Origin of the sequence: Paenibacillus sp. GSMTC-2017 (genome assembly GCF_016019935.1) — a bacterium.
Classification (GTDB): Bacteria; Bacillota; Bacilli; order Paenibacillales; family Paenibacillaceae; genus Pristimantibacillus.
In genome coordinates, this window is the sequence record NZ_JAECMT010000002.1 from 555,264 (window position 1) to 581,118 (window position 25,855).

The 25,855-nt window shown below is 42.4% G+C and carries 24 protein-coding genes; 2 read left to right on the top strand and 22 right to left on the bottom strand.

Annotation, left to right across the window (positions count from 1 at the left end; translation table 11 throughout):
- Window positions 1–40: 40 nt before the first annotated feature.
- A complete protein-coding gene (locus I6N90_RS10015; RefSeq protein ID WP_197935369.1) occupies window positions 41–1,402 on the bottom strand; it encodes a class I SAM-dependent rRNA methyltransferase in 1,362 nt (453 codons plus the stop codon).
- A gap of 120 nt (window positions 1,403–1,522) precedes the next feature.
- Between I6N90_RS10015 and I6N90_RS10020 the strand changes: the two genes are divergently transcribed.
- A complete protein-coding gene (locus I6N90_RS10020) occupies window positions 1,523–2,494 on the top strand; it encodes a Na/Pi cotransporter family protein (RefSeq protein ID WP_197935370.1) in 972 nt (323 codons plus the stop codon).
- Between the two features lie 6 nt (window positions 2,495–2,500).
- Here I6N90_RS10020 and I6N90_RS10025 read toward each other — a convergent pair whose 3' ends face one another.
- From I6N90_RS10025 to gpr, 16 genes are all read right to left on the bottom strand, one after another.
- Window positions 2,501–2,932: an NUDIX hydrolase gene (locus tag I6N90_RS10025; protein ID WP_197935371.1), complete on the bottom strand. Its 432-nt coding sequence runs from the start codon at window positions 2,930–2,932 to the stop codon at window positions 2,501–2,503.
- A 106-nt stretch (window positions 2,933–3,038) separates the two neighbouring features.
- Window positions 3,039–4,427: a tRNA (N(6)-L-threonylcarbamoyladenosine(37)-C(2))-methylthiotransferase MtaB gene (mtaB, locus tag I6N90_RS10030; protein ID WP_197935372.1), complete on the bottom strand. Its 1,389-nt coding sequence runs from the start codon at window positions 4,425–4,427 to the stop codon at window positions 3,039–3,041.
- A 5-nt stretch (window positions 4,428–4,432) separates the two neighbouring features.
- Complete coding sequence (locus I6N90_RS10035) at window positions 4,433–5,230, bottom strand: RsmE family RNA methyltransferase (RefSeq protein ID WP_197935373.1); 798 nt, start codon at window positions 5,228–5,230, stop codon at window positions 4,433–4,435.
- 75 nt (window positions 5,231–5,305) lie between these two features.
- Window positions 5,306–5,989, bottom strand: a complete 684-nt coding sequence (locus I6N90_RS10040; RefSeq protein WP_197935374.1) for a site-2 protease family protein — start codon at window positions 5,987–5,989, stop codon at window positions 5,306–5,308.
- Complete coding sequence (prmA, locus tag I6N90_RS10045) at window positions 5,990–6,979, bottom strand: 50S ribosomal protein L11 methyltransferase (protein WP_197935375.1); 990 nt, start codon at window positions 6,977–6,979, stop codon at window positions 5,990–5,992. It abuts the gene before it with no gap.
- Window positions 6,980–7,092: 113 nt separating this feature from the next.
- Complete coding sequence (locus I6N90_RS10050; protein WP_197935376.1) at window positions 7,093–7,251, bottom strand: YfhD family protein; 159 nt, start codon at window positions 7,249–7,251, stop codon at window positions 7,093–7,095.
- 94 nt (window positions 7,252–7,345) lie between these two features.
- The gene (gene dnaJ, locus I6N90_RS10055; protein ID WP_197935377.1) at window positions 7,346–8,476 is read right to left on the bottom strand and encodes a molecular chaperone DnaJ; all 1,131 of its coding nucleotides are present in this window, start codon (window positions 8,474–8,476) and stop codon (window positions 7,346–7,348) included.
- A 97-nt stretch (window positions 8,477–8,573) separates the two neighbouring features.
- Window positions 8,574–10,415, bottom strand: coding sequence for a molecular chaperone DnaK (dnaK, locus tag I6N90_RS10060; protein ID WP_197935378.1), 1,842 nt, complete (start codon window positions 10,413–10,415; stop codon window positions 8,574–8,576).
- Window positions 10,416–10,518: 103 nt separating this feature from the next.
- Window positions 10,519–11,073 carry a nucleotide exchange factor GrpE gene (gene grpE, locus I6N90_RS10065; protein ID WP_197935379.1) on the bottom strand — a complete coding sequence of 185 codons (555 nt, stop codon included), beginning with the start codon at window positions 11,071–11,073 and terminating at the stop codon, window positions 10,519–10,521.
- A 92-nt stretch (window positions 11,074–11,165) separates the two neighbouring features.
- Window positions 11,166–12,191, bottom strand: coding sequence for a heat-inducible transcriptional repressor HrcA (hrcA, locus tag I6N90_RS10070; RefSeq protein ID WP_197935380.1), 1,026 nt, complete (start codon window positions 12,189–12,191; stop codon window positions 11,166–11,168).
- Between the two features lie 178 nt (window positions 12,192–12,369).
- On the bottom strand, window positions 12,370–12,840 hold the full coding sequence (locus tag I6N90_RS10075; protein ID WP_197935381.1) for an N-acetyltransferase: 471 nt from the start codon (window positions 12,838–12,840) through the stop codon (window positions 12,370–12,372).
- Between the two features lie 82 nt (window positions 12,841–12,922).
- Complete coding sequence (gene hemW, locus I6N90_RS10080) at window positions 12,923–14,092, bottom strand: radical SAM family heme chaperone HemW (RefSeq protein WP_197935382.1); 1,170 nt, start codon at window positions 14,090–14,092, stop codon at window positions 12,923–12,925.
- Window positions 14,093–14,156: 64 nt separating this feature from the next.
- A complete protein-coding gene (lepA, locus tag I6N90_RS10085) occupies window positions 14,157–15,974 on the bottom strand; it encodes a translation elongation factor 4 (protein WP_197935383.1) in 1,818 nt (605 codons plus the stop codon).
- A gap of 78 nt (window positions 15,975–16,052) precedes the next feature.
- Window positions 16,053–16,448, bottom strand: a complete 396-nt coding sequence (locus I6N90_RS10090) for a hypothetical protein (RefSeq protein WP_197935384.1) — start codon at window positions 16,446–16,448, stop codon at window positions 16,053–16,055.
- A gap of 7 nt (window positions 16,449–16,455) precedes the next feature.
- The gene (spoIIP, locus tag I6N90_RS10095) at window positions 16,456–17,685 is read right to left on the bottom strand and encodes a stage II sporulation protein P (protein WP_197935385.1); all 1,230 of its coding nucleotides are present in this window, start codon (window positions 17,683–17,685) and stop codon (window positions 16,456–16,458) included.
- A 195-nt stretch (window positions 17,686–17,880) separates the two neighbouring features.
- Window positions 17,881–18,885, bottom strand: coding sequence for a GPR endopeptidase (gpr, locus tag I6N90_RS10100; protein WP_197935386.1), 1,005 nt, complete (start codon window positions 18,883–18,885; stop codon window positions 17,881–17,883).
- Between the two features lie 259 nt (window positions 18,886–19,144).
- On the opposite strand from gpr, the gene rpsT reads away from it, so the two are divergent.
- Window positions 19,145–19,417: a 30S ribosomal protein S20 gene (rpsT, locus tag I6N90_RS10105; protein ID WP_197935387.1), complete on the top strand. Its 273-nt coding sequence runs from the start codon at window positions 19,145–19,147 to the stop codon at window positions 19,415–19,417.
- Between the two features lie 97 nt (window positions 19,418–19,514).
- Here the strand turns inward: rpsT and holA are convergent, their stop codons facing one another.
- The 5 genes from holA to I6N90_RS10130 all read right to left on the bottom strand — a co-directional run bounded on the left by holA (window position 19,515) and on the right by I6N90_RS10130 (window position 25,838).
- Entirely contained in the window at window positions 19,515–20,549 is a 1,035-nt protein-coding gene (gene holA, locus I6N90_RS10110; protein WP_197935388.1) for a DNA polymerase III subunit delta, read from the bottom strand.
- Between the two features lie 239 nt (window positions 20,550–20,788).
- Complete coding sequence (locus I6N90_RS10115) at window positions 20,789–21,769, bottom strand: anti-sigma factor (RefSeq protein WP_197935389.1); 981 nt, start codon at window positions 21,767–21,769, stop codon at window positions 20,789–20,791.
- A complete protein-coding gene (locus tag I6N90_RS10120) occupies window positions 21,766–22,314 on the bottom strand; it encodes an RNA polymerase sigma factor (RefSeq protein ID WP_197935390.1) in 549 nt (182 codons plus the stop codon). The genes I6N90_RS10115 and I6N90_RS10120 overlap by 4 nt, the downstream gene beginning before the upstream one ends.
- Before the next feature lie 222 nt (window positions 22,315–22,536).
- Window positions 22,537–25,215 (bottom strand): DNA internalization-related competence protein ComEC/Rec2, encoded by a 2,679-nt coding sequence (locus I6N90_RS10125; protein WP_197935391.1) that lies wholly within the window; start codon window positions 25,213–25,215, stop codon window positions 22,537–22,539.
- A gap of 92 nt (window positions 25,216–25,307) precedes the next feature.
- Complete coding sequence (locus I6N90_RS10130; RefSeq protein ID WP_197935392.1) at window positions 25,308–25,838, bottom strand: deoxycytidylate deaminase; 531 nt, start codon at window positions 25,836–25,838, stop codon at window positions 25,308–25,310.
- Window positions 25,839–25,855 lie beyond the last annotated feature (17 nt).

The window sequence follows — 25,855 nt, forward strand, 5'->3', positions numbered from 1 at the left end:
CTCCTTTTCCAAGCAGTAATGATCATGCAAAGGAATCTAATTACTTGCTCCGCACTTCAAATATTGCAAATTTCAAATAATGGCCTTCCTTCACACCCAACCGCTGAGGATGATCTTTACCGGCTGCTCTCCACTCAACTAGTCGAAGCAATTTTCCTGCATCTACAGCTGCTTCTTGAATGGTTTCCAAAAATAATTCTGGACTCATATGATAAGAGCAGCTTGCTGTCACAAGATAACCGCCTTCGTTCACCAGTTTCATCCCTTGAAGATTAATATCTTTATAACCTCTCACTGCTCCTGCTATTGCATTTTTTGTTTTTGTAAAAGCAGGAGGATCTAATATAACGACATCCCAAGTGCGGCCAGCATTTTCAAGTTTTTTGGCTGTATCTGCTCCACCAGCAGCACGTTGCTTTCTCTCATCCAAACCTTTAACTTGTGTTCGCAAATATTCAAATGCATCTGCTACAACAAACTCAACACGATCAGTAAAACCATTTCGTTCAACATTTCGTTTAGCTGTATTAATCGCATGTTCGGATACATCTAAGCAAGTAACCTTTTTTGCACCGTACTTACAAGCGTGAAGAGTGAAACTTCCAGTATGTGCAAAACATTCTAGTACTGAGGCACCATCCCAATATGGGTAAGTAACGACCTTACCGTTTGCATTAACGGGTACAAGCTCCTCAGATTCATTCTCTGGATGCTTTTGAAGTTGTATGCCACTACGGCTGCCCCAACCTCTCATGAGTGGTTCTGTCGCTGCTCTGTTTTCGCGTTGATCGAAGAAATAGCCCGTCTTCTGACCTTCCACGATATCTACTTCGAGCTTAAGCCCATTTTCTTCAATTTCTATAATTGCTGGACATTCGCCATATAGGACACCCGTACGTTCTTCTAACCCTTCAAGTTTACGAACGCTAACATCACTACGCTCATAAATACCATGTGGCTCGAAAACTGCAACTAATGCAGCAACAAGATCATCACGAACAATGTCCATACCAAGTGTCAATATTTGTACAACTAATACATCCCCGAAGCGGTCAACAATGAGTCCCGGCAAGAAGTCTGCTTCCCCATAGACAAGTCTGCAGTCACCATCTGCTACAAATCGACCTCTGTGTTCCTTACACTGCCGTAGCTTACCTTCTAGAAATGCCTTATCCATACTCGGAGTTGGCGAATAAGATACGATTCGTACTGTAATCTGGGATTGTGGATTCCAATAGCCAGATGCTACATATTTGCCTTGATGTGTTACGACATCTACTAATTGACCAGGAACAGCATCCCCCTCGATCCTGTCAATCTCTGTTGCAAATACCCATGGATGACCTTGCTCTATTCTTTTTTTGCGCGCTTTAACGAGTACTACTTTTGGTTGTTGATTCAATGTGTTACTTCCTCTCTATGTATCGCTTGTCATGCTTGTCTCTTCGTTAGCATAAATATAATGATGACCTTATGTTGCACCAAAACTGCTATTAATCTGTTAGCGAAGGGGACGAAATCAATGTTTCAATCCATCTTACTGCCAATGATATTTGGTTTTACTGTATTCATGTGTGGTATGAAACTGATGGAGCTAGCTCTTCACCGTCTGGCAGGTCCACATTTGACAAATGTCCTCCAGAGATCCACAGCCACCCCTATTCATGGATTAGCTATAGGCACTGCCACTACTGCGTTTTTACAAAGCAGTACAGCTGTGACTCTCATTTCAATTGGTCTTGTTAATGCACGTCTGCTCACTTTTCCACGTACATTAGGAATTATTCTTGGTACAAATATTGGAACTTGTATAACAACTGAGCTTATTGGACTAAATATCCACCAAATAGCCCCGTCATTATTAACAGCCTCCATAATTGTATGGCTAGTAACGACCCTGCTTGGCGAAGTAAAAATCATACCACGTCTAGCTGAATTACGCTGGCTTGATACGGTACGTTCTATTTCCGTCGCTGTATGTGGATTCGGCTTACTGTTGTCAGGTTTATCGATCATGCAATCAATCGGTCCATCCGTACAGGAAAGTGGTATGTTTGCATGGTTTCTTGAAAAGGCTGCAACAAATTTATGGTGGGGACTCGCTGCAGGTGCTATTTTGACAGCGGCCATTCATAGTAGCGCTGCTGTTATTGGATTAGTAATGGGATTTGTTATGATAGGAGCCATGCCAATTGAGCTTGGCGTTGCACTAGTGCTTGGCGCCAACATCGGTACATGTGTAACTGCGCTTCTTGCATCTATCGGTGGTTCAAAAGCAGGCAGATATGTTGCTTATTCACACATTTTACTCAATACAGGAGGAGCTTTATTATTTCTTCCATTTATTGAGCAACTAACTGCCATGTCTGCATTGATTTCTCAGACACCTGCATCACAAATTGCTCACGCACAAACGATTTTTAACATCGCTAGTTCTTTGCTTGCTTTGCCATTCTGTTACTTGAAATCAATACGAAAGCTAGAACCTGTCTAAGTTTAATTAGCTTATAGGCAATCCCAGCATCTGGAGCGCTCCTGCAACAATGCGGAGATTATTATCATACCCAGATTGCTTCTGCCGTCTCCATGCTTCCATTGGTTCAAACCAATCTACCCCACGTATTTCTTCTACTTGAGCTTGATGAGTTCCACCGATAGCTTCGACCAAATAATAATGAACCTCTTTATTGACCGTTCCGAGGCTTGCATGTTCGTATTGGTATTTAATTTGATCAATAGGTGCAATAATAACCCCTTCAAGTCCGGTTTCCTCGGCAATTTCTCGCAATGCTGTCTGCTCTACGGTTTCTCCTGCCTCCATCTTTCCTTTTGGAAGCGATACTTTTCCATAACGATCCTGAATAAGCTGAATCTGCAGTTGCCCTTGCTCATTATGGCGGAATACGACTCCACCCGCTGAAATTTCCAACATGTCCCTTCCCCCTTGCAACATTTACACTTTAGTATATGCAGCAAAGGATTCCTTCATCTTTTCTAATGGGATAGAAAAGGAAAGGAATCCTGCATTCGTTTCTTGGTTAAGCTTTTATAGCTTCGGGACGCTCAAATACGAAAGAATGAACTTCCGTCTCTTCTGGCGTCATAGCTGGATCTAGTACCCGTAAAAGTTGACCACGGCATTCATTAACACCCGCGTCCGTTATCTTCACACGGCACAACTGACCAATAAGCGCTTCGGTACCGTCAAAGACGACCTGAATGTAGTTGTCCGTGTAACCGCTGACTAAGCCTTGGCCAGGCGCTCCTTTGTAGTCTCGTTCTGGAATTACATCAAGAACTTTACCTACATACTGCTCTGCATATTGTAGCTGCATCTTCTCAGAGAGATCAATCAATTTATGAACACGTTCATTTTTGATTTCATCGTCCACCTGCTCGTCCATACGAGCTGCTGGTGTGCCAGTACGTTTGGAGTAAGGGAATACATGCATTTCAGCAAATTTTAGATCTTCCATGAATCGGAAGCCATTTTCGAACATTTCTTCTGTCTCTCCAGGGAATCCAACGATAACATCTGTAGTAATCGCAACACCTGGCATCGCTTCATGTAGACGTTTAATTTTGGCTGCGAATTCTTCTGTCGTATATTTTCTCCGCATACGTTTCAGAACGGAGTTTTCTCCTGCTTGCAGCGGAATGTGAAGATGACGGCACATTTTGCTGGAACGATTAAGTACATCTATCATTGCGTCATCTATTTGGCTTGCTTCAATCGAGCTAATACGAATTCGTTCAAGCCCTTCAACTTTATCGAGGTCCCATAGAAGACTCGTTAAATTGTAGTTTTCCATGTCGTCGCCGTAGCCGCCAGTGTGAATGCCCGTTAATACGATTTCTTTATAACCCGCTGCTACTAGTGCTTTCGCTTGCTCTAGTACGCTTTGCGGCTCACGACTTCTTGATAATCCACGGGACCACGGGATAATGCAGAATGTACAGAAGTTGTTGCAGCCCTCTTGAATTTTCAAAAATGCACGAGTACGTTCAGCAAAATCTGGTACGTCAAGCTCTTCAAAAGTACGTGTCTTCATAATGTTGCGTACAGCGTTGACTGGCGTACGATCCGCTTGAATTTGTCCAACAAAAGACATGATCTTTTCTCGATCTTGTGTTCCAATAACTAAATCTACACCTTCAATTGCCATTATTTCAGCCGGAGAAGTCTGAGCATAACAGCCTGTTACTGCAATAATTGCATCTGGATTACGTCTTACCGCGCGACGAATAATTTGGCGACTTTTTTTGTCACCTGTATTCGTAACTGTACATGTATTTACTAAATAAACATCCGCAGTCGACTCGAAATCGACCTGTTCGTATCCTTCATTTTTGAAAAGCTGCCATATCGCTTCTGTATCATAGAAGTTAACTTTGCAGCCTAATGTATAAAATGCGACCGTTGGCATTGTGGTCATGCTCCTTCCATTTCACCGGATTCATATAAAAGACAAGTCAAACCGACAAGCCCTGCTGTTTCTGTACGTAATATCCGTTTACCTAATCCTACAAGAACCGCTCCCGCAGCTTCCACTTCCACCGCTTCACGTTCTGAGAAACCACCCTCTGGGCCTACCATAAGCAAAATACGAGGACTTACATCGTCTTGTACAAATTCATTGTTAATGTTTCTGCTAGCTTTCCATTCACGAACAGCCTTTGCAATCCCTCTGCCATGGGCATCTGCACCTTCACGTTCGTAGCAAAATAAAGCTAGGTCGTACTGTTCAATAGTCGCAAGCATTTGGCGCCAGCTCTTTACCGACTCTATAGTTGGTATAGTATGTCGGTGCGCTTGTTCAGCAGCCTCTTTAGCAATTTTGCCCCAGCGTTCAATGCGCTTCGCTTCCTTCTTGCCGTCGTATTGTACAATGACGCGCTCTGATTCAAACGGTACAAAAGAACTAGCCCCGATCTCTGTACCTTTCTGAATGACGAGCTCCATCTTGTCCCCTTTTGGCAATCCCTGAGCAATCGTAATCTGCCAAGCTGGTTCACTATCCTGTGCTAGCACTTCGATAGCTTTGGCACGTATTTCTAGAGGCGAAACTTCAATAACTACGGCTTTAACTGATCGACCAGCACCGTCACAAACTATGATTTCTTCATCTGGCTTCATACGCATCACACGAGCTGCATGATGGGCATCTTCACCCGTTATCGTAATTGCGCCGTCACGAAATTGTTCCGGCGCTACAAAGTAACGTTGCATAGTAATTACTAACCACCCTTATCCATATTCCATCCTTCATAATAGCATTTATTCGTTAGTAAAATCTATTTGAATCTACGACCATTTAATCGGTGTGAAAATAGAATTATAAAATTGTGCTAGCGAGTCAAATATAATATCTGTCAAACCTAGAATTGGATCGAGAGTGACTGCGCGAAGGGGCGGTATAAATACAATCAACAGAAAAATGATCATACCCCAATGCAAATTTTGATCCAACTTGTATCTGATGCGTAGCGGTAACAAATCTGAAATAATACGGAAACCATCAAGTGGAGGCAATGGAATCAAGTTAAATACAAATAACAGTATGTTAATTGTTATCAAATAATAGAAAAAGGTTAAAAGTGCCATAAAAACACCCTCTGAGCTAGAGCTCAGCACACCAAATTCATTAAGGATGTAAAATATAAACATCCCAAATGCACCGAGCACTAAATTGCTGACAGGTCCCGCAGCAGATACGATGATGCTCATCGTTCTGCGATGCTTAAACCTGCTGGGATTAACAGGAACCGGCTTAGCCCATCCGAATCCTACAATTAATAACAAGATCGAACCCAACAAGTCTAAATGTACCATCGGATTCAACGTGACTCTCCCTGCTTTGTGTGCCGTATCATCGCCAAATTTAAAGGCGAAATACGCATGGGCGAACTCATGTATCGTAAATACCATCATTAGTACAAGAACTATAAATGGCAGGTGCTCTATGGGATACCACAGAAAATTCTCCATCTAGTCTACCTGCGGTTTTCTAGCTACAAATGCGATCCAATCCTCATCGCGGCGTTTATCGATAATTTGGAATCCAGCGGCAATTAAACCTTCTTCAACGATCGTTTCTTTATTTTTAAATATACCAGAGGCAATATATGTTCCCCCCGGTTTAAGCGCTTGGTAAACATCATCTAAGAATAATAGGATGATCTCCGCTAATATGTTAGCGACTACAAGATCAACAGGTACTGTAACTTGAAGGGCAGATGTTCCTTCTGCTGTAGATTGATCTTCACGAAGTACACCAAGCAAATCACTTAGTCTAACCTCAATCTTCTCTGACAAGCTGTTCAGATGAGCATTTTCTTTTGCACTAGAAACAGCGACCGGATCAAGATCAAGAGCAAGTACACTTTTTGCCCCAAGTAGACAAGCACCGATTGCTAGTATTCCAGAACCAGTACCTACATCAATTACTTCTTCTCCACCGCGTACTACGGACTCTAACGTCTGCAAACAAAGTGCTGTAGTTGGGTGAGTTCCTGTACCAAATGCCATTCCAGGATCAAGTTCGATAATACGTTCGCCTTCACTTGCCTCATACTCTTCCCATGTAGGCTTTATCGTTAATGTATCTGATACACGAATTGGTTTAAAATAAGCTTTCCAAGCATTTGCCCAGTCTTCATCATCTACTTGAGCGACTGCATAAACAACTTCTCCAGTATCAATATCAAACTCTTTTAGCTGCTCAACACGAGGTTTAAGTGATTCCATTAACTCCTCAGTATCGACATCTTCAGAGAAATATCCCTTAATGACTGCTTGGCCTTCAGGTATATCGTTAAACGGCAGTTCGTACCACTGTCCGAATGAAGTATCACGTTTTTTGTTTAGCGTCCCTGATTCCTCAATAGAGACTCCCCCTGCACCAAGCTCATGCAAGAAATTTGAGATCATTTCGATTGATTCTTCCGTTGTTGATATTGTAATTTCATTCCATTTCATATGTGTTGCCTCCTAGAGTAAAAAATACCTATCCTCTATTGTACACCAGAGAGTGTACTCAGCACAAAAAAATGGCGTAAAACCGATTTCGGTTATACGCCACTTCCTTTGGGTTATTGCTCTTCATTCCTCTGATCTGCTTCATTCGCACGTTGCTGAGCTTTGCGATCAGCCTCATCAGCTAGCTCTTCTGAAAATTCCACATCTTCATTTTTTCCGATAGGAAGTTCAGCAAAATTTTGTTTCTCCAAATCATTGTTTTCAGTCGACATCGATGAACCTCCTTCATTTTTCTGAGAATCTTTCCCTCACTACACTATCATGTACATTCGACTGGAAAACTATGCAAAAAAAAGACGTTCCGCGTTATTCACCGCGGAACGCCTTTTTCATACGTTCAAAAATAGATTCATGATGTTCGCCTTGTTCATTCGTAGATTGACCACTAATACCTCCGAATTGACGCAATAATTCTTTTTGTTCATCAGATAGTTTCGTAGGCGTTACGATCGTCACTTTAACATGCTGATCTCCAGTTCCATGACCTCTAAGCTTAGGGACACCTTTACCTTTTAGTCTGAAATAGGTTCCTGTTTGTGTACCTGCTGGAACTTTAAGCTTCACTTTCTCCGTAAGCGTAGGGATTTCAACTTCATCACCTAATGCAGCTTGAACGAAAGTAAGAGGTACTTCACAATATATATCGTCGCCATCACGTTCGAAGAACTCATGCGATTTCACTCGGATAACGATATACAAGTCTCCAGCTGGGCCACCGCGCAGACCGCCTTCACCTTCACCCGACATACGAATTTGTGCGCCTTCATCAACACCAGCAGGAATATTAATTTTGATACGACGCTGCTTTTTCACTTTTCCTGCGCCGTGACATGAGCCACATTTCTCACGAATAATTTGACCTGTACCGCTACATGTCGTACATGCTCTGCGGTTAACCATACGACCAAATGGTGTATTTTGAACGACCTCTTGTTGTCCAGCTCCACGACAAGTCGAACAAGTCTCAGGTTTTGTACCTGGCTTAGCACCCGTTCCGAAACAAGTATCACACGATTCCGTTCTTGGAATTGTAATTTCAGTTTCTTTACCAAATACAGCTTCCTTAAACTCTACAGTCATCGTGTATTGAAGGTCACTACCGCGTTGCGGAGCATTCGGATCACGTCTGCCACCACCACCGCCACCGAAAAACATATCGAAAATATCGCCGAAACCGCCACCAAAGTCGCCAGCTCCGCCACCCATACCTTGATTAGGATCAACATGTCCGAAACGGTCATAAGTGGAACGTTTCCCATCATCACTTAGAACATCATAGGCTTCTTTCACTTCTTTAAACTTTGTTTCGGCATCTGCCGCTTTGTTTACGTCTGGATGATATTCCCTAGCAAGCTTACGATATGACTTTTTAATATCATCAGCAGAAGCGTCTTTTCCTACTCCTAACACTTCATAAAAATCACGTTTGTTAGCCACTTGATCTCACCCCCGTTATAAAAAATAATGATGCCATAACGCACGAAAGGAGGTCAAAGACAGGAAACGCCTGTCCTTGACCTCTCGCCCGCTTTTCTTACTTCTTATCGTCTACAACTTCATAGTCGGCGTCAACTACGTTGTCTTTTCCTCTTGCATTAGAAGCGTCGCCTTCAGCTCCACCTTGAGCAGCACCAGCATCTTGCGAAGCTTGCTCGTAAAGTTTAACGGACAATTGTTGTACAATTTCCGTTAGCTCTTCCGTAGCAGCAGTAATTTGCTCTAGTTCATTCGTTGCGACTGCAGCTACAACTTTTTCTTTAGCAGCATTCGCTTTTTCGATTTCGGAAGGATCAACTTTGTCTCCCAAATCTTTAATCGTCTTGTCAACTGAATAAATTAGCTGATCAGCAGCGTTTTTCGCTTCAACCAATTCACGGTTTTTGCGATCTTCTTCTGCATTAAGTTCAGCATCCTTCATCATTTGCTCGATTTCTGCATCGCTTAAACCGCTTGAAGAAGTGATCGTAATTTTTTGGCTCTTGCCTGTACCTTTATCAAGAGCAGACACGTTAACGATACCGTTCGCATCAATATCGAAAGTAACTTCGATTTGCGGTACACCGCGTGGTGCTAGTGGAATATCGTTTAGTGTAAAGCGACCAAGCGTCTTATTACCATTTGCCATGGAACGCTCACCTTGAAGGACATGGATTTCAACGCCAGGCTGATTGTCAGCGTATGTTGAATATACTTGCGATTTACTTGTAGGAATCGTCGTGTTACGGTCGATCATCTTCGTAAATACGCCGCCAGCTGTTTCGATACCAAGGGACAAAGGAGTAACGTCTAGCAATACAACGCCAGTCACATCACCTGTTAGTACGCCCGCTTGTACTGCTGCACCTAATGCAACAACTTCATCCGGGTTAACGCCTTTATGTGGATCTTTACCAATAAGCTTCTTAACTGCATCCTGAACGGCAGGAATACGAGTGGATCCACCTACTAGAACGACTTTATCGATATCGTTAGGAGTCATACCTGCATCGCTAAGTGCTTGGCGAGTAGGACCTAGTGTACGCTCAACCAATGTAGCTGAAAGCTCATCGAATTTCGCACGAGTCAAGTTCATCTCAAGATGCTGAGGAACGCCATCTACCATTGTAATAAATGGCAAAGAGATTGTTGAAGTCATAACGCCAGACAATTCTTTTTTCGCTTTTTCAGCAGCATCTTTCAAACGTTGAACTGCGCCTTTATCTTTAGAAAGATCAATTCCTTGATCCTTCTTGAACTCAGCAACTAGGTGATCGATTACAACTTGGTCAAAGTCATCTCCACCAAGTTTGTTGTCGCCGCTTGTCGCTTTTACTTCAAAGAAACCATCGCCAAGCTCAAGGATGGAAACGTCGAATGTACCGCCGCCAAGGTCATAAACTAAAATCGTTTGATCTTCTGTTTTCTCAAGGCCGTATGCTAGTGCTGCAGCAGTTGGCTCGTTGACAATACGAAGAACTTCTAGACCAGCAATTTTGCCTGCATCTTTAGTAGCTTGACGCTGGCTATCGTTGAAATATGCTGGAACTGTAATTACCGCTTGTGTTACAGATTGACCCAAGTATGCTTCTGCATCGGATTTAAGCTTTTGCAAGATGATTGCAGAAATTTCTTGTGGTGTATATTCTTTATCATCGATTTTTTCTTTGTGGCTTGTGCCAATATGACGCTTAATCGAACTAATTGTGCGATCAGGGTTTGTAATAGCTTGACGCTTAGCCGTTTCACCAACTACACGTTCGCCATCTTTTTTGAAACCTACAACAGATGGTGTTGTGCGATTGCCTTCTGGATTCGGGATAACTACAGCTTCGCCGCCTTCCATTACTGCAACGCAAGAGTTTGTTGTTCCTAAGTCTATACCAATAACTTTACTCATCGTTTAAGTTCCTCCTTGTGAATTGTAATCATATATAAGCGCATATGGTTCGTTTGAAAAAACTGTGTCCATATATTGCGCAATCATGTCATCCTTAGTAATTCTAGCTGCTAACTTTAACCATTGCAGGACGTAACACTTTATCTTTCAAAATGTAGCCCTTCTGAACTTCCTCGACAACGATACCTTCTTCATGCTCATCAGATTCGACTTGCATAATCGCTTGATGGAACTCAGGATTAAACGGCTCACCAACTACTTCCATTGGCTTAAGACCTTCCTGCTCGAGCGTTTGGGACAATTGACGGAAGATCATATCTACGCCTTTTGCAAGCGATTCGAAGTCGTTATTTGCAGAGGAAGCTGCAATTGCACGCTCGAAATTATCGACAATTGGTAGCAATTGACCAATCAACTTCATTGAAGCGTATTGACCTAGCTCTTCCTTCTCCTTAAGCGTACGGCGACGGAAATTATCGAAGTCTGCTTGTGCTCTTAAGTATCGTTGCTGTTGCTCCTCTACTTGTTTCACAAGCTCCTCATAACGGCTATCAATGCCCTCTTCGGAAACCTCTTGTTCAACTGTAGTTTGCTCATTAGTTGTTTCATCCACTACTGTATCTACTGCTTCATTATGTTGTTCCTTCGTACTCACCATATCACCTCCTTCAAAAATTTACGAAGTAATTATTACCTCGAAAGCATTGACTTTAAAATTTACGAAGTAATTATTACTTCGAAAGCATCATCTTACTTATACCATCGACTGAGCAACGTACCCATATCTTTGGACATTAAATCAAGCAAGCTAATTACTTTTCCATATTCCATTCGAGTTGGGCCAAGAATACCAATAGTACCAAGAGCTTCACCATCTATAGAGTATGTTGCAGTAATCAAGCTGCAATCGCTAATCGCCTTGTGGTCATTTTCTGTCCCGATACGAACTTGTATACCCGACGGGAGCGTAGAGAACATTTTCATAATTGTGGGTGTTTCATCCAGCAGGTCAAGAATCGTTTTTACTTTATCAACGTCCTTAAATTCTGGTTGAGATAACATATTTGTTGTTCCGCCTAAGAAGACCCTTTGCTCTTCATCGTTTGAAAGTGCACTGTCGAGTACGCTGAGCAGTTGCTCAAAATGATCAACATGTCGATCGAGTTCCTGACCAACCTCACTATACAACTTCGCTTTCAATCTAATAAGCGGTACACCAACAAGTTTCGTATTTAAGATGTTAACAATCTTCTGCATATCGTCCAAATTCAGATCCGGTGGAATCGAAATCGTTCGATTCTCTACATGTCCCGTATTCGTGACGATAATGGCAACAGCAGAAGTATCATTAAGCGGCACAAGACCAAAATGTTTAAGTGAAGTGTTATAAAGCTCCGGCCCGAGCAAAATGGACGTATAGTTCGTCATATTTGAAAGAATCATTGCCGTCTGTTGTATAACCTGCTCCATTTGGTTCATCTTGTCTGTTACGAATGAACGAACAACCCCCACGTCTTCATCGTTAACTTGTTTCAATTGAATCAAATTATCGACATAGTAGCGGTATCCCTTCGTGGATGGTACGCGTCCAGCAGATGTGTGCGGCTGTTCCAGAAAACCAAGCTCTTCAAGGTCAGCCATCTCATTCCGAATCGTTGCCGGACTGAAACCAACATCCCCGCGCTTTGAAATGCTGCGTGAACCTACTGGCTCAGCAAAGCGGATATAGTCATCTACGATAGCATTTAATATCATACGTTGTCGATCCGTCAGCATCTCTATCCCTCCACGATTTTTGATTGGGTCTTCGTCATTTTGCATCCTCTTCGTTAGCACTCAACTCCAATGAGTGCTAATCACTAATACAAAAATACCAAACCATCTTGATCATTGTCAAGTCAGTTCGGTATTTTTGGGTCATTATTTTCATGGAAATTTATAATAAAATTAATTATTAGTCCAATATGCGAAGTACGGCTATTTCATCACAAGCTAGTTGTTTAGGGCAATTGACACAATCTTTCCAAACTTTCTCTGGAAAAATGTCCTTATCTACGACACTGAACCCGTTCCGTTCAAAAAAAGATACAGCATAAGTTAAAGCCATTACTTTTGTAACTCCTTGCAGTCTAGCTTGTTCCAGAAGAATGTCTACCAACTTGTTGCCTATTCCGAGACCTTTGTAACCATCCGTTATTCCAAGTGATCTAATTTCAATTAGATTATCACCTAGCTTCAATAAAGATCCGCAACCGACAACTTCAGAACCTATCTCGGCTACTACAAAAGTGTCGATCATATAAACGAGAGCTTCACGTGTGCGAGGCAACATGACGCCTTGCTCAGCATAACCTTTGATCAATTGAAATAATGTCTCTACGTCATCTGACGTAGCTTTCCTACACATTACCTGTACTGCCTGCATATTTGCCTGCACCTCCACGTGACCTCGTTCAAGATGAATATGAATAAATATACATCAAAACGAATAAACACTCAAGAGGAATTTATCTCTCTAATCCGATAAAGGCACCAAATACTTCATTGCCAAGCAGTACTCCTTGATTTGTCAGTCGATAGATTGTATCAGCGTGTACTTCTACACGTTCAAGTAACCCATTTGCAAACAATTTTTCAATGACTGAACCGAAGAAAACATCAAGCTCATGTCCAGGAAATTGCTTCGCAAAATTCGAGGCTTTAACTCCTTCTCGCAATCGCAAGCCAACCATCATAAAGTCTTCCATTGCCTCTTGCTCTGGTACTTCAAATGTTTCAAGGCGAGGAAGCTTCTCTTTACTTGCTTCAATGTAAGGATTAATACCTTTTAAATTGATATGACGTGTGCGATTTGAATAACCATGAGCCCCAGCTCCTAGTCCATAATACGATTCGTTACGCCAGTAAGTGGAGTTATGTCGACCTTCAAAACCCGGCTTAGCAAAGTTGCTTATTTCATAATGTGCATAACCGTTTTTTTCGAGCTTCTCCATTAATAGAAGAAACATATTAAATTCTTCTTCTTCTGGCGGCAGCGGCAGTTCATTTCGCTCGTACAGCTTATGGAACAACGTGTTTTCTTCCACTTTTAAGCTATAGATCGAATAATGGGGAAGACCAAGCTCCATCGCACGATCTACACTATCAGACAAGTGGGTTAACGTCTGTCCAGGCAAACCGAACATCAAATCTATGGAAAGATTATCGAATCCAACTTTTCGAGCATTTTCGATACTCCGATATACGTCATCTACATTATGAATTCTCCCAATCTTCTCAAGCAGACCATTATCGAACGATTGAACACCAAAGCTAATTCGATTGACACCGCCGTCTCGCATCGCTTGAAGTTTATCTATATCAGTCGTACCAGGATTAGCTTCCATTGTAAATTCTGCATCTGTAGCAATTGGGAAGTGATCGCGGACCGACTTAAGGAACCGCTCCATTTGTGGAGGAGTCAGTACAGTAGGCGTGCCTCCACCAACAAACACGGTCTCTATTATGGTCGGCGGCAATATCTCAACCGTTCGTATCATTTCTTGCTCTAGCGCATCCAAATATTGATCTACAGGCTGTCCCTTTAATACGTAGGAAGTAAAATCACAATAGTGGCATTTGTTCGTACAAAAAGGGATGTGTATATATAACGCCTTAGGCGCTTGATTTTCATTCATAGGAATTCTCCTCCCACTACAAAAAATGAAGGAGAGCTGCGCTCTCCCTCATCGAAAGTTCGGTTTAATCTTCGTCGATTTTCAGAACGGCCATAAAGGCTTCCTGAGGTACTTCCACGCTACCGACTTGCTTCATCCGTTTCTTACCTTCTTTTTGCTTTTCAAGAAGCTTACGTTTACGGCTAATGTCGCCACCGTAACATTTGGCAAGAACGTTTTTACGCATCGCTTTAACAGTTTCCCGTGCGATAACTTTTGTTCCGATAGATGCTTGTACAGGAACTTCAAACATTTGACGAGGAATAAGTTCCTTCAACTTCTCACAGATCAAACGACCACGGTGGTATGCACGGTCACGATGGACGATTACAGACAATGCATCCACTTGCTCACTGTTAAGCATAATATCCATCTTCACAAGATTCGATCTACGGTATCCTGAAATCTCGTAGTCGAATGAAGCATAACCTTTTGTGCTTGATTTCAGTTGATCGAAGAAATCATATACGATTTCAGACAATGGCAATTGATACGTAATCGTTACACGGTTCGTATCCAAATACTCCATGTTGACGAACTCACCACGTTTATTTTGGCAAAGTTCCATAATAGCACCTACGTAGTCATTCGGAACGATAATGCCCGCTTTAACGTAAGGCTCCTCAACAAAGTCAAGCTTTGCTGAATCTGGATAGTTAGACGGGTTATCGATATCATATGACTCACCATTTGTTAGTGTAACTTTATAAATTACGCTTGGTGCTGTCGTAATAAGCGGGATGTTAAACTCCCTCTCAATACGTTCCTGGATAATCTCCATATGAAGCAATCCAAGGAATCCACAGCGGAAGCCGAAACCAAGTGCAGTTGATGATTCAGGTTCGTAACGAAGTGAAGCATCATTTAGCTCAAGCTTCTCAAGAGCATCACGAAGATCGTTATAATCTTGGTTTTCAATCGGGTACAATCCGCAATAAACCATTGGATTAATACGACGGTAACCTGGTAGCGGCTCAGGTGCAGGACGTTTCGCATCTGTCACTGTATCGCCGACACGTGTGTCCTTCACATTTTTGATACCGGCAACTACAAAGCCTACATCTCCGATAGACAACTCATCTACAATTGTCATACGCGGCTTAAATGCGCCGACCTCGATAACTTCAAACTCAGCTTCTGTAGCCATGAAGCGAATCTTCTTACCTGCGCGAATATGACCATCAATGACACGTACGTATACGATTACACCTTTGTATGGATCATAATGCGAATCAAATATTAGCGCTTTTAGTGGTGCATCTGGATCACCAGTTGGTGCTGGTACTTTCGCGACAACCTGCTCTAATATTTCTTTAATACCGATACCCGCCTTTGCGGATGCATGAACGGCTTCGCTTGCATCAAGTCCGATAACGTCCTCGATTTCTTGCTTCACTCGTTCTGGCTCTGCACTTGGCAAATCGATCTTGTTAATAACAGGAAGAATTTCAAGACTATTGTCTAGTGCAAGGTACACGTTGGCAAGTGTTTGAGCTTCAATACCTTGAGCAGCATCTACTACGAGAAGAGCACCTTCACAAGCTGCCATGCTTCGTGAAACCTCGTATGTAAAGTCGACATGTCCTGGTGTATCAATTAAATTGAGTAAATATTCTTCGCCATCATCTGCACGATACGATAAACGAACAGCTTGAAGCTTAATCGTAATACCGCGTTCACGCTCCAAATCCATTTGGTCGAGAACCTGTGCTTGCATCTCTCTTGAGCTTAACGCACCCGTATACTCCAGTATTCGGTCTGCAAGCGTCGACTTACCATGATCAATATGAGCGATAATGGAAAAATTCCTAATTTTCTTTTGTCGGTCACGAACGTCTGTCATGCCTAACCCCCACACATTCCAATAATTCTAATCATTCTTCCTATTATATCAGTTTGTAGGAATGACAGCAATGAAGGTTTAATGGAACAGTCCATCGAAGAGCGATCCAACGAATCGTATTCCACCACTGGAGGCAGATTGAAGCAGTCCTGCAGTAGAATCTGCAATCTTATTTACCGTTGCATCGTTCTCCTCATAAGGCATGCCTGGTAGACGAGGATGGTCATTTCCGGCAATAGTCCCTTCCTCATATGCCAAATGTCGAATTTGCTCAAGTTCTCGTTCGAGTTCCGCTATTCTTTTTTCTGTTTTTGATTCGTAAGTAAAATCATTCCGCTTCGTTTCAACGATCTCTCCGCCTTCTATCGGTCCATAAATACGTTCAATGCCTGTGTTCGACATTTCGAGACCAAATAAAACGATAATGGTTAATACGCCGCCTAATGCCAGCCACTTCCAAGGATTCCGATTCATTCAAAAATCATTCCTTTCCAGAAACTTTCTCTGCGTCATAATAGATTTCCGATATTACCTCTGCTAGCGCGTCTGCCGTTCGATATGATTCTTTTAACGTATTTTCCACACCGCCGACTTCAATTAATACACTTTCAGAAGCTAATGATTGGTTGTATTCAGCATTGCCTGTAGCAGCAGTTTTCCCCCATATACCTCTAGAAATACCCGGGTATTTCTTTTCTAAAGCGTCGTGAATTTTTGTTGCGAACGCTTCGTTCTTTTTCCAATTTGGATTTCGGTGTCCGATTACAAAATAAACCTGCGCATAACTTTTTCCATCTATATCAATCGTCGTATACTTTCTTTTTTGAGAATCACGATGAATATCGAATACAAATTTCAAATCATCGCTACTCGCAAGCGCTTCTTTAACTGTTTTCATCGAATATTTGTAGCTAAGTTCCCAACGATACCCTTTAATTGCTGTCGGATAGTCAGTATTGGAGTGCATCGCGCCTACTCCTTCTTGCTCCAGCTTTTCTGCTAGACGTTTACCGACGAGTGTTATATTTTTTGTATTGGAATTTGCATCTTTATTTTTCTCATCTACTTCTGGATACCAAGATTCTCTATTGTGCGAATGATAGATAAACACAATCTTCGACTTACTTTTTGTAGGCTTGTCCTTCGGATCTTTCTGAACACTTCCTCCTCCGTCCCCATCTACCTCTCCATCAGAACCTGATTCACTTTCAATCGGCTCTACAGGAAGTTCTGTTCCCTCATCAACTATTCCATCAAGTGGATTATAAGGTGAATGATCTTGGGGTCCTACTTCTGTATCTGTACCTAATCCTTTACGAATAAGAAAAGCATCATTGCCGTTCATGCCTGGGAGCTCCCCTGCAAGTATGCTGCTAGGATCATTCGGGTTAATATTAGTTAAGGTTCGCATTAAAAAAGTGCTAATCTCTCTTCCAGTAAGCGACTCCGATTCAAGACTACTTTCAAATGAAGGCATCTCCATTTCTAGCATATCTCCAAATAATCCGCTGGAAACGGATGCTGCAAATCCCTTCATCGAATGAATCGGCGATTGAGCGGATTGCTGATGTACCATCCCTGCAACACCGAGAAGAACAAAAAATAACATTGAGCTGAATGACAATAGAGAAAATGCTCGACCAGTAACGAGAAGCTGTCTTACATTTCTTCCGTCCTTTATAATATTCAACCATATTGACAGTCGTCTCATCTCTTCATTACCCTCCCGTTATGCACTATGTAATAGTAGCGCCCATAATCTACTATCAATCTATGAGAGTTGAGAGGTTGATAGAACCACTAGAATGAAAGACTCTTTAATAGAGCACACACCACGTATTTACAGACAGCAAAGAAGTTCGAATGCCGAATTGGCACCGAACTTCTTGAAGTAATCATTTACATATCAATGTGTGTATGCAGCAACATTATCGGTATCAACTGCTTCATGCAGGGAGGCATTTAACCCACTTGCAATAATATTTGCAATATCTTCGATAAACTGATCCACTTCCTTCGGCGTAACAAGTAAGTCGTGTCCGATTGGATTAAGTACTTCTTTCACTAATAGAAGCCGCTCATGTTCCTCCATTTGGTTCATTAACCCAAATATTTTATTGTTATCGCCTTTCTGTGCTTGCATATGACTCATCATCAGATCAAACGTATTATTTACTATCGTGGAAGCATATACAACAGTCGGTACACCGATCGCAATAACAGGCACTCCTAAAATTTCTCGAGTTAAACCCTTCCGCTTATTGCCGATACCAGAACCAGGATGAATACCAATGTCGGCGATTTGAATCGTTGTATTTACTCTTTCTAACGATCTTGATGCTAACGCATCAATAGCAATAACTAAATCCGGCTTAGAACGATCCACAATCCCTTGTACAATCTCGCTAGACTCAATACCCGTTATACCAAGAACTCCAGGTGCAACTGCACTAACTGGTCGATAACCGGGTGCAACTTGATCTGGCATCAATTCAAAAAAATGTCTAGTCACCATCACATTTTCAACGACCAGCGGTCCAAGTGCATCTGGTGTCACGTTCCAGTTTCCTAGTCCAACGATAAGAACACGTGCTGACTTATTGATGGACAATCGTTCGAGGAAGGCTTCAAAGTGTTTAGCAAACTCTGTAGCTACCCGATCCTGCAACATCGTATCTCCATTTCGTAACCCAGGAACTTCGATGGTCACATATTGTCCAATCATTTTTCCAATTGCATTTGAGCCTTGCTCATTTTGAATATGCAGGACAGTAGTTGTAATCCCTTCAACTGTTGTCGTTTCCGAATGTACACCTGGGATAACTCCTCCACTTGCAGTTTCAGCCTGTTCTTTAGCCTCAAGTGCTAGATCTGTTCTCACATTATATTTTTGCAAATCAAGATCTTCCATATCACTTTTAACTCCCTTCGAACCGTTGTACTTCTGTTAGTGTTTGCAACAGTTGCATTTTCATACTGCATTTAGCTAATCAACAAATGATTTTGAGATGCCAAGTCATATTGGTTACTATTGCTTTTTGGGAAGTCACATGATAATATATTTTAAGTTGTGTTGTTTAGGTTTATTGCCATAAACCACTTTGAACAGTAAGCTCTAATGCTTGCGATGAGAAGTTTTGCTGCACAAAACTTTTTAGGAGGTGAATTCCATGCCAAACATTAAATCTGCGATTAAACGCGTTAAAACAAACGAGAAGCGCCGTGCTTTGAACGCATCCCAAAAATCTGCACTTCGTTCGGCCGTTAAATCTGCTGACCAAGCAATCGCTGGAACTGATGTAGATGCTGCTAAAGCTGCTCTAGTCGTTGCAACGAAAAAGTTGGATAAAGCAGTAACGAAAGGCCTGATTCATAAAAATGCGGCTGCCCGCAAAAAATCACGTCTTGCTAAGCGTCTTAACTCTTTGTCCGCGCAAGCGTAAGTTTTCTAGTACATGAAAAAAGGCTACACCCTCCAATTGGAAGGTGTAGCCTTTTCTAGTTCAACTTATGAATGGAAAATATCGAACGAAAAATTAATTAAGCACCCTTCCCTATACCAAGCGAAAGAAGATAAAGTTCCAATCCTAACGTCTTCTCAATTACACCTGTTTTCATCTTATAATCCAATTCCGCAAGTGACGCAAGCAGTACACCTAATCTTGCAGGAGTGAATTTACGACTCTTCTCTGCTGACAGTTTAACTGCATATGGATGTAATCCAAGTTGACCAGCCATCTGTTGCGGCGAATAGTGATGACCTTCAAGCTCCTTAATTTGCAACATAATGCGTAGTTGTCTTGCAATCAATGCAACAATCTTAATCGGCTCTTCTCGACGAGTAAGAAGCTGATGATATAGTTTAAGCGCTCGATCAATCTGTAGTTCAGCAATAGAATCTACAAGTGCGAACACATCTTCTTCCACTGTAGCTTCCGTTAATAGCGTTGCCTGCTCAGCGTTTATAATGCCACCCGCTCCAGCATGAAGACACAGCTTGTCCACCTCTTGTGAAAGTTGACCCATATTGACCCCAACCCTTACGAGCAATAAATCCGCTGCATCGTCTGTCATTTGCCGGTTTTGATCCGCAGCTCGCTTAATCATCCATCGTTTTAGTGCTGGGCCGTCTAGCTCAGGAAAAGCTACGATAGAATTACGATCTTTTAATGTTTTCACTAATTTTCTACGTTCATCAAGCTTATCTGCATGTACAGCAAACACAATAACCGACGTATCTAGTGGACTATTAATATAGTTCATTAAAGTTTCCGGACGATGCTCAATTTTTGCATTTTCCTTGCCGCCAGCAGCCATTACTGATGTGTCTCGTATTAAAATCAGTTTTCTATTTAGGAAGAAGGATGGTGTTTCTGCCTCCAGTACAGCTTCATCAATGGATGTTTCCGATGTATCGAACTTCGTAACGCCCATCTCTTTTTCCTCGGGCGTAAACATTTCATTCGTTAGAGCTTCAATAAATTGGCTCATACGATAGCGGTCTTTACCGTAAAGTACATATATCGGTCTATATTTGCCGCTTTTGATTTCCTTTAGCGCTTCCTTGATATCCATACAATGGGCTCCCTTAGCTGAGGATTTTGCCTATGAGCAACTCCATAATTAATAAAATCAACGGCAACAAAGGGATGAGCCATCATTAGGCTTCATCCCTTTGTCTTTATATTAACATTCGCAAGCAGCTCCATGGTACTGCTTGATGAATGGTCATACGACGTCATTTATACGTCGCAGACTTTTCTTTTGTTACATCATACTCATGAATGTGCCAACATGTGCAGGCTACTTATTCATTAGCGAGTCGCTTTTTTCTCTTTCCAATCGGAAGTTGTGATCGTGTACTTTTCGATAGCACCTCTGTCCAAATGAACCTCATAGGTAAGCTCAGATCCATCCTCAGACCAAACTAATTGTTGATGTTGACCATTTTTTCTCGACGTTTCCATAGCTACTTCACCGTTGCTTGCAATAACTACTGCAATTGTATGACCGTTCACGGTTGCTACAAATTGTCCATCTGGAGACGTGAGCCCCTCGGCGCTAGCAATACCGAAATCAGTAGGAGGTTTATTTTGCGGCTCGCTAGACCCCTCGACGGAATTATCTTTACTCGTTACCGAGATTCTAGCCTCTTGTTCAACCTTCACCGACTCATCGCCAGATTGATCTTCAACACTTAGAGGTTCAAGATTTTTCGATTGGTCTTGAACATTAAAATCAATATTATTGCCTGTAATAAACGCTGATGGAACTTCAACTACGTCTCCACCAGGATCAACAGCTCTTGATTTTAGCGCCGATGAATCGCCAGTAATAGCATTATTCTTCATTTCTGCTGAATATTGCGATTCACTCATTTGATCATTTTTACTTAAATCAGGTGGATAGGTTACAAGGAATAATCCAGCAACTACACCAGCGGCAATAATACCTCCTAGTGCTCCCCAGGATGGTATACGCCTATTTCGTTTCAAGCGTCTAGGTTGTGTCGGAATAGCCGTCTGATCGATACGTGTTGTTTCAACTATTGCGTTTGACTTCTGACTAAGAAGTTCAATTTGCTCAAGCTGTGGTAAAATCGCATCAACTAAGCTATAGCTAGGCACCACTTTAGGCAAACAAGTGAGATCTGCCGACAGTAACTTCAATCGCTCGAACATCGCTGCGCAGTCCGGACAATGTCTAGTATGAGCCATCAAGACTTCCCTCTCAGATTCATTGAGATCGTTGTCTATCTGTCTATGCATGAGCTCCATCACCTCTTGACAATTCATCCCCGGACACCACCTTTCTGATAATCATGAAGTAACGTTTGCAACTGTTGTCTAGCTCTGAATAAGTATGACTTCACCGTATTAAGTGGCAAGTCAAGCGAATCTGCAATTTCGTTATAAGAAAAATCTTGCAAGTATCGCAATACAACCACCATTCGATGATGTTCCGGCAATTGTTCTATAGCGCTGCGAATATCCTGTAACGCATATGTGGACATAACTTCTTCTTCCACATTTTGCTTCTCTCGGAATATTAAATCATGCTCTTCGATGGAAACTGTCGGTTTGTTTCTTCTAAATTTGTCGATACAAATATTCGTTACTATGCGTTGTATCCATGTTTTGAACTGTGCCTTTTCCTCATATGAGCCGATTTTCGTATAGATTCGAATAAGCGCTTCTTGTGCGGCATCCATCGCATCCTGCTCGTTATTTAATATATAATAGGCTGTCCGATAAACATGTGTTTCAATCTCGCGCAATAGAGTAATTAAAGCGTCGCGATCTCCCAATTGGGCGGCTTTGATAATGCCGGGCTCCACCACGAACAATTCTCCTCTCTTGCAACCTTACTGACGTGACGGTTGCTTTAAAAGTTGCAGTAAAAATCGTCATACATTATATTTTTTTAATATTTTTCACGGTTAAATGATACTAATCCATGCAGATCGGGAAACTAGTCTTGAAAAAGTGATAACAAATTAATAGATATGAGAACCAAATTGCACCTTTAAGCATACCAAAATATCAGATATCCGTATATAGAGTCAACTTTTGCTCACATATAAACGGAATTCAGAAACTCGAAAAACGATCTCTCCATTCAGATCTGTCCGCCATAACATTGACCGACTACCCTCTAAACGTGCTAAAACATCAGGATGTGGATGACCATATGTATTCGTTGCACCTACGGAAGCTATTGCCCCTTTTGGTTTCCAATAAGCGAGCCACTTCTCACTAGTAGAGTACCTACTACCATGATGAGCCAACTTTAATATCGGAGAGGTTATCTGGACTCCCCCTTCTATTGTACGAACAATCTCTTCTTCAGTCTCGGAAGAAATATCTCCAGGAAACAAAAAAGTATTGCCGTAAAGATTAATCGCTAAAACTAGACTATGCTCATTCTGTTCTTCCATGTAGGAAAGTTGTTCAATTTGTTTCTTTTGTGGCCATAGAACTTGAACAAACGTATCACGATCTACATATTTATTCTCCCCAGCAAGGGGTGCATACATAGGAATATCGGCTGATAGCAAGTTTTTGAACAGATTATTTACATCATTAGCATTTTTTAGGCTGCCATTCCACCATACTTGCTTAATCGGAATATGTTCCGATACTGCAATTAACCCTCGGATATGATCACTATCTAAATGAGAAATAACGAGTAAATCAATTTCTTTAACCCCTCGTTTCATTAATAGAGGTACAACTACTTTCTGGCCTACTTCAAATGGGTCTCTTCTTAAACGCCATTCTTCACCTGGTTTATGGAACGACATCGTTCCCCCACCATCAATAAGAATATGTTTTCCACTTGGTGTACGAATAAGAGCTGAATCCCCCTGACCTACATCCAAAAAGCTAACAACTGCTTCTTTATTAAAATGATCTGGATAATACGCAAATAGTAGCAATCCAACAGCAACAATAACATGTAGAACAACACGATTAAACAGCCCTTTTTTCTGTATTGAGTTTAATGGAGCGATCACTTCTTGCTCATCAGCGAATAAATCAGTTGTCACATCACTAGAATTGTTCTGTTGATCTAAACTAAGTTGACCTTCAGTAACTTCCAGACGAGTCGAGTTCCAATATTCAACTAATTGGAAGGCAGAGCCAAGAAGTAAAAGCCAACATAATACCCACCAAAGTGGAGGAGTCGCCCAAATGGTACGGAGTGAATCAAACTCTGCAAGTAAATCTACAAGAGCAAACGAATAGTTGTTTGCATATATGGAAATTGAAGCGATTAATTTTGCACCGTCGTGCCAAACCATAGAAATTAGCAAGGCCAAAGCTCCAAGCGGCATAACGATAAAGCTTATAAAAGGAACAAGTATAAAGTTAGCTATTAAAGAGAGCAAATGAAATTGATTAAAGTAATAAAGGGTAACAGGAAACGAAACAAGTTGAGCTACTATAGTAACGGTGGTCAAATCCAATAGCCACCCGCTTTTTTTCCAATTAGGGAGTGCTCGACGGACTGGAGGAACACCAACAATTAATCCTAGAGTTACGATAAAGGAAAGCTGAAAACTTACATTATCCAAATAGTATGGATCAATAATAAGCAGCCCTACTGCTGCAGCAGCTAGCAGATGTAGACCATCTTTTAACTTACCGAGACGTGCAGCAAGGAGCCCTAGTACTGCCATTAGCCCTGCCCTTAACACCGATGGTGATGCTCCAGCAAGAAGAACATAAAGAGGAACAGCAAACATAAGCGTCACCACAATTCTTTCACGAGTCATACGAAACAGCTTTAGAAATCCGCTCAGCGCATACATAAAAACTGCAACATGAAGCCCAGAGATTGCTAATATATGCGTCAAACCTAGTCGTGAAAATTGCTGGAATTGTTCAGGAGCGAGATCATCGCGTATACCAAGGATTAGCCCCTTCATATATCCGGACTGATCGGACGGATACAGTGGGTCTAGCTGCGCTCCTAGCCATGCGCGTGCGTCATCTACGCGGCCGAGTAATTCAGCGGTGTAATTGGGTTTGGAAAGTGGTGAAGCGAGATCAGCAGATTGTGTGACGGCGGTAGCGGCCGCAGTGATGACGGCGGAATCCGGCGGTGCGACTGCGGTGGACGGCGTGATGGCGGCGGTGCCTTTGGCTTTGAGCAGCCAGTGGATTTTTTGGCTGCTCAAATAGCGGCGGTAGTCGAACCCGCCGCTATTTGTTGCAGTAGCCGGCCGCGTTAGCTCGCCGGCTACTCGCACTTGGTCGCCGCGCTGCAAGGCCGCGGCGATGCCCTGCTCCAGCTGCGCGGTTAGCCGCAGCTGAACAAGCAGCCGCTCGCTAGCATTGCGCAGCGGCGGGTCACCCTTCACATGGATGGCGACTGCCTCCATGTGAAATTGAACGCGGTCGCCATCGACTTCGACCGCGGACACAATTGTGCCGAGAGCTTCCGCAGCGTACGCTGCTCTCGGCCCATCCGCCTCGGCGGCGGTTAACAGCGACTGAAGCGCGGTTACATTCCGAGCATCCGTCCATTCCCGCTGCCCTGCCGCCAAACAAACCGCAAGCAAGCATACTGCGGCTAATCGCCCAGTTGCAAGCCTGCTCATGACCGCAGCTATCGCTAGCAGTGTTGCTGCTCCTGCCACTAATAGAGCACCCTGCAGCTCTAGACTTGCTGCAGCTGCACTTCCCGAAACCCAGCATACCGCGAACCAAACTACCGGTCTTCTGTTCAATCCCATACGCTACCTCCTATTTTAAAGAGAACAAAAAGGAACCTTCAGCCGCATCCTAACATGCAACTGAAGGTTCCTCCTTCAAAGCTATACTTTATTTATTGAATAACTTCCATCCCAGCTTGAGCGGGAGGTGAATAATGATTCAATTGACGAAAGCCGATGCCCTTATGTTCCATTAAGGCATAAACCTTTTCACTGTCCTTCTGATACCCTCGATGATATACTATTTCCGTCACACCACTGTTTGCAAGCATGTTAGCACAAGTCCAACAAGGCTGATCCGTCACATAAACGATAGATCCTTCACGATCCGCCCGATCTGTGAAGAGAAGAAGGTTCTGCTCAGCATGGATCGTTCGAATGCAGCGTTGTTTCTTCTGCACCTGCTCAGTCCCATTAACTATTTTAACCTCCAGCTCTTCTGTAATCATACAGCCAGACTCCAAACAGTCATGAACACCCATTGGCGCTCCGTTATAAGCTGTACCTAACAACTTTTTCCCTTGTACGAGCACAGCACCAACATGTCTCCTTGGACAACGGGAACGAGTAGAAACCATATAAGCAATATCCATAAAATAAGTGTCCCAATCCTTTCGGATGGCATCAGTTGTTTCGATTATCATTTTGTCCTCCCTATCTC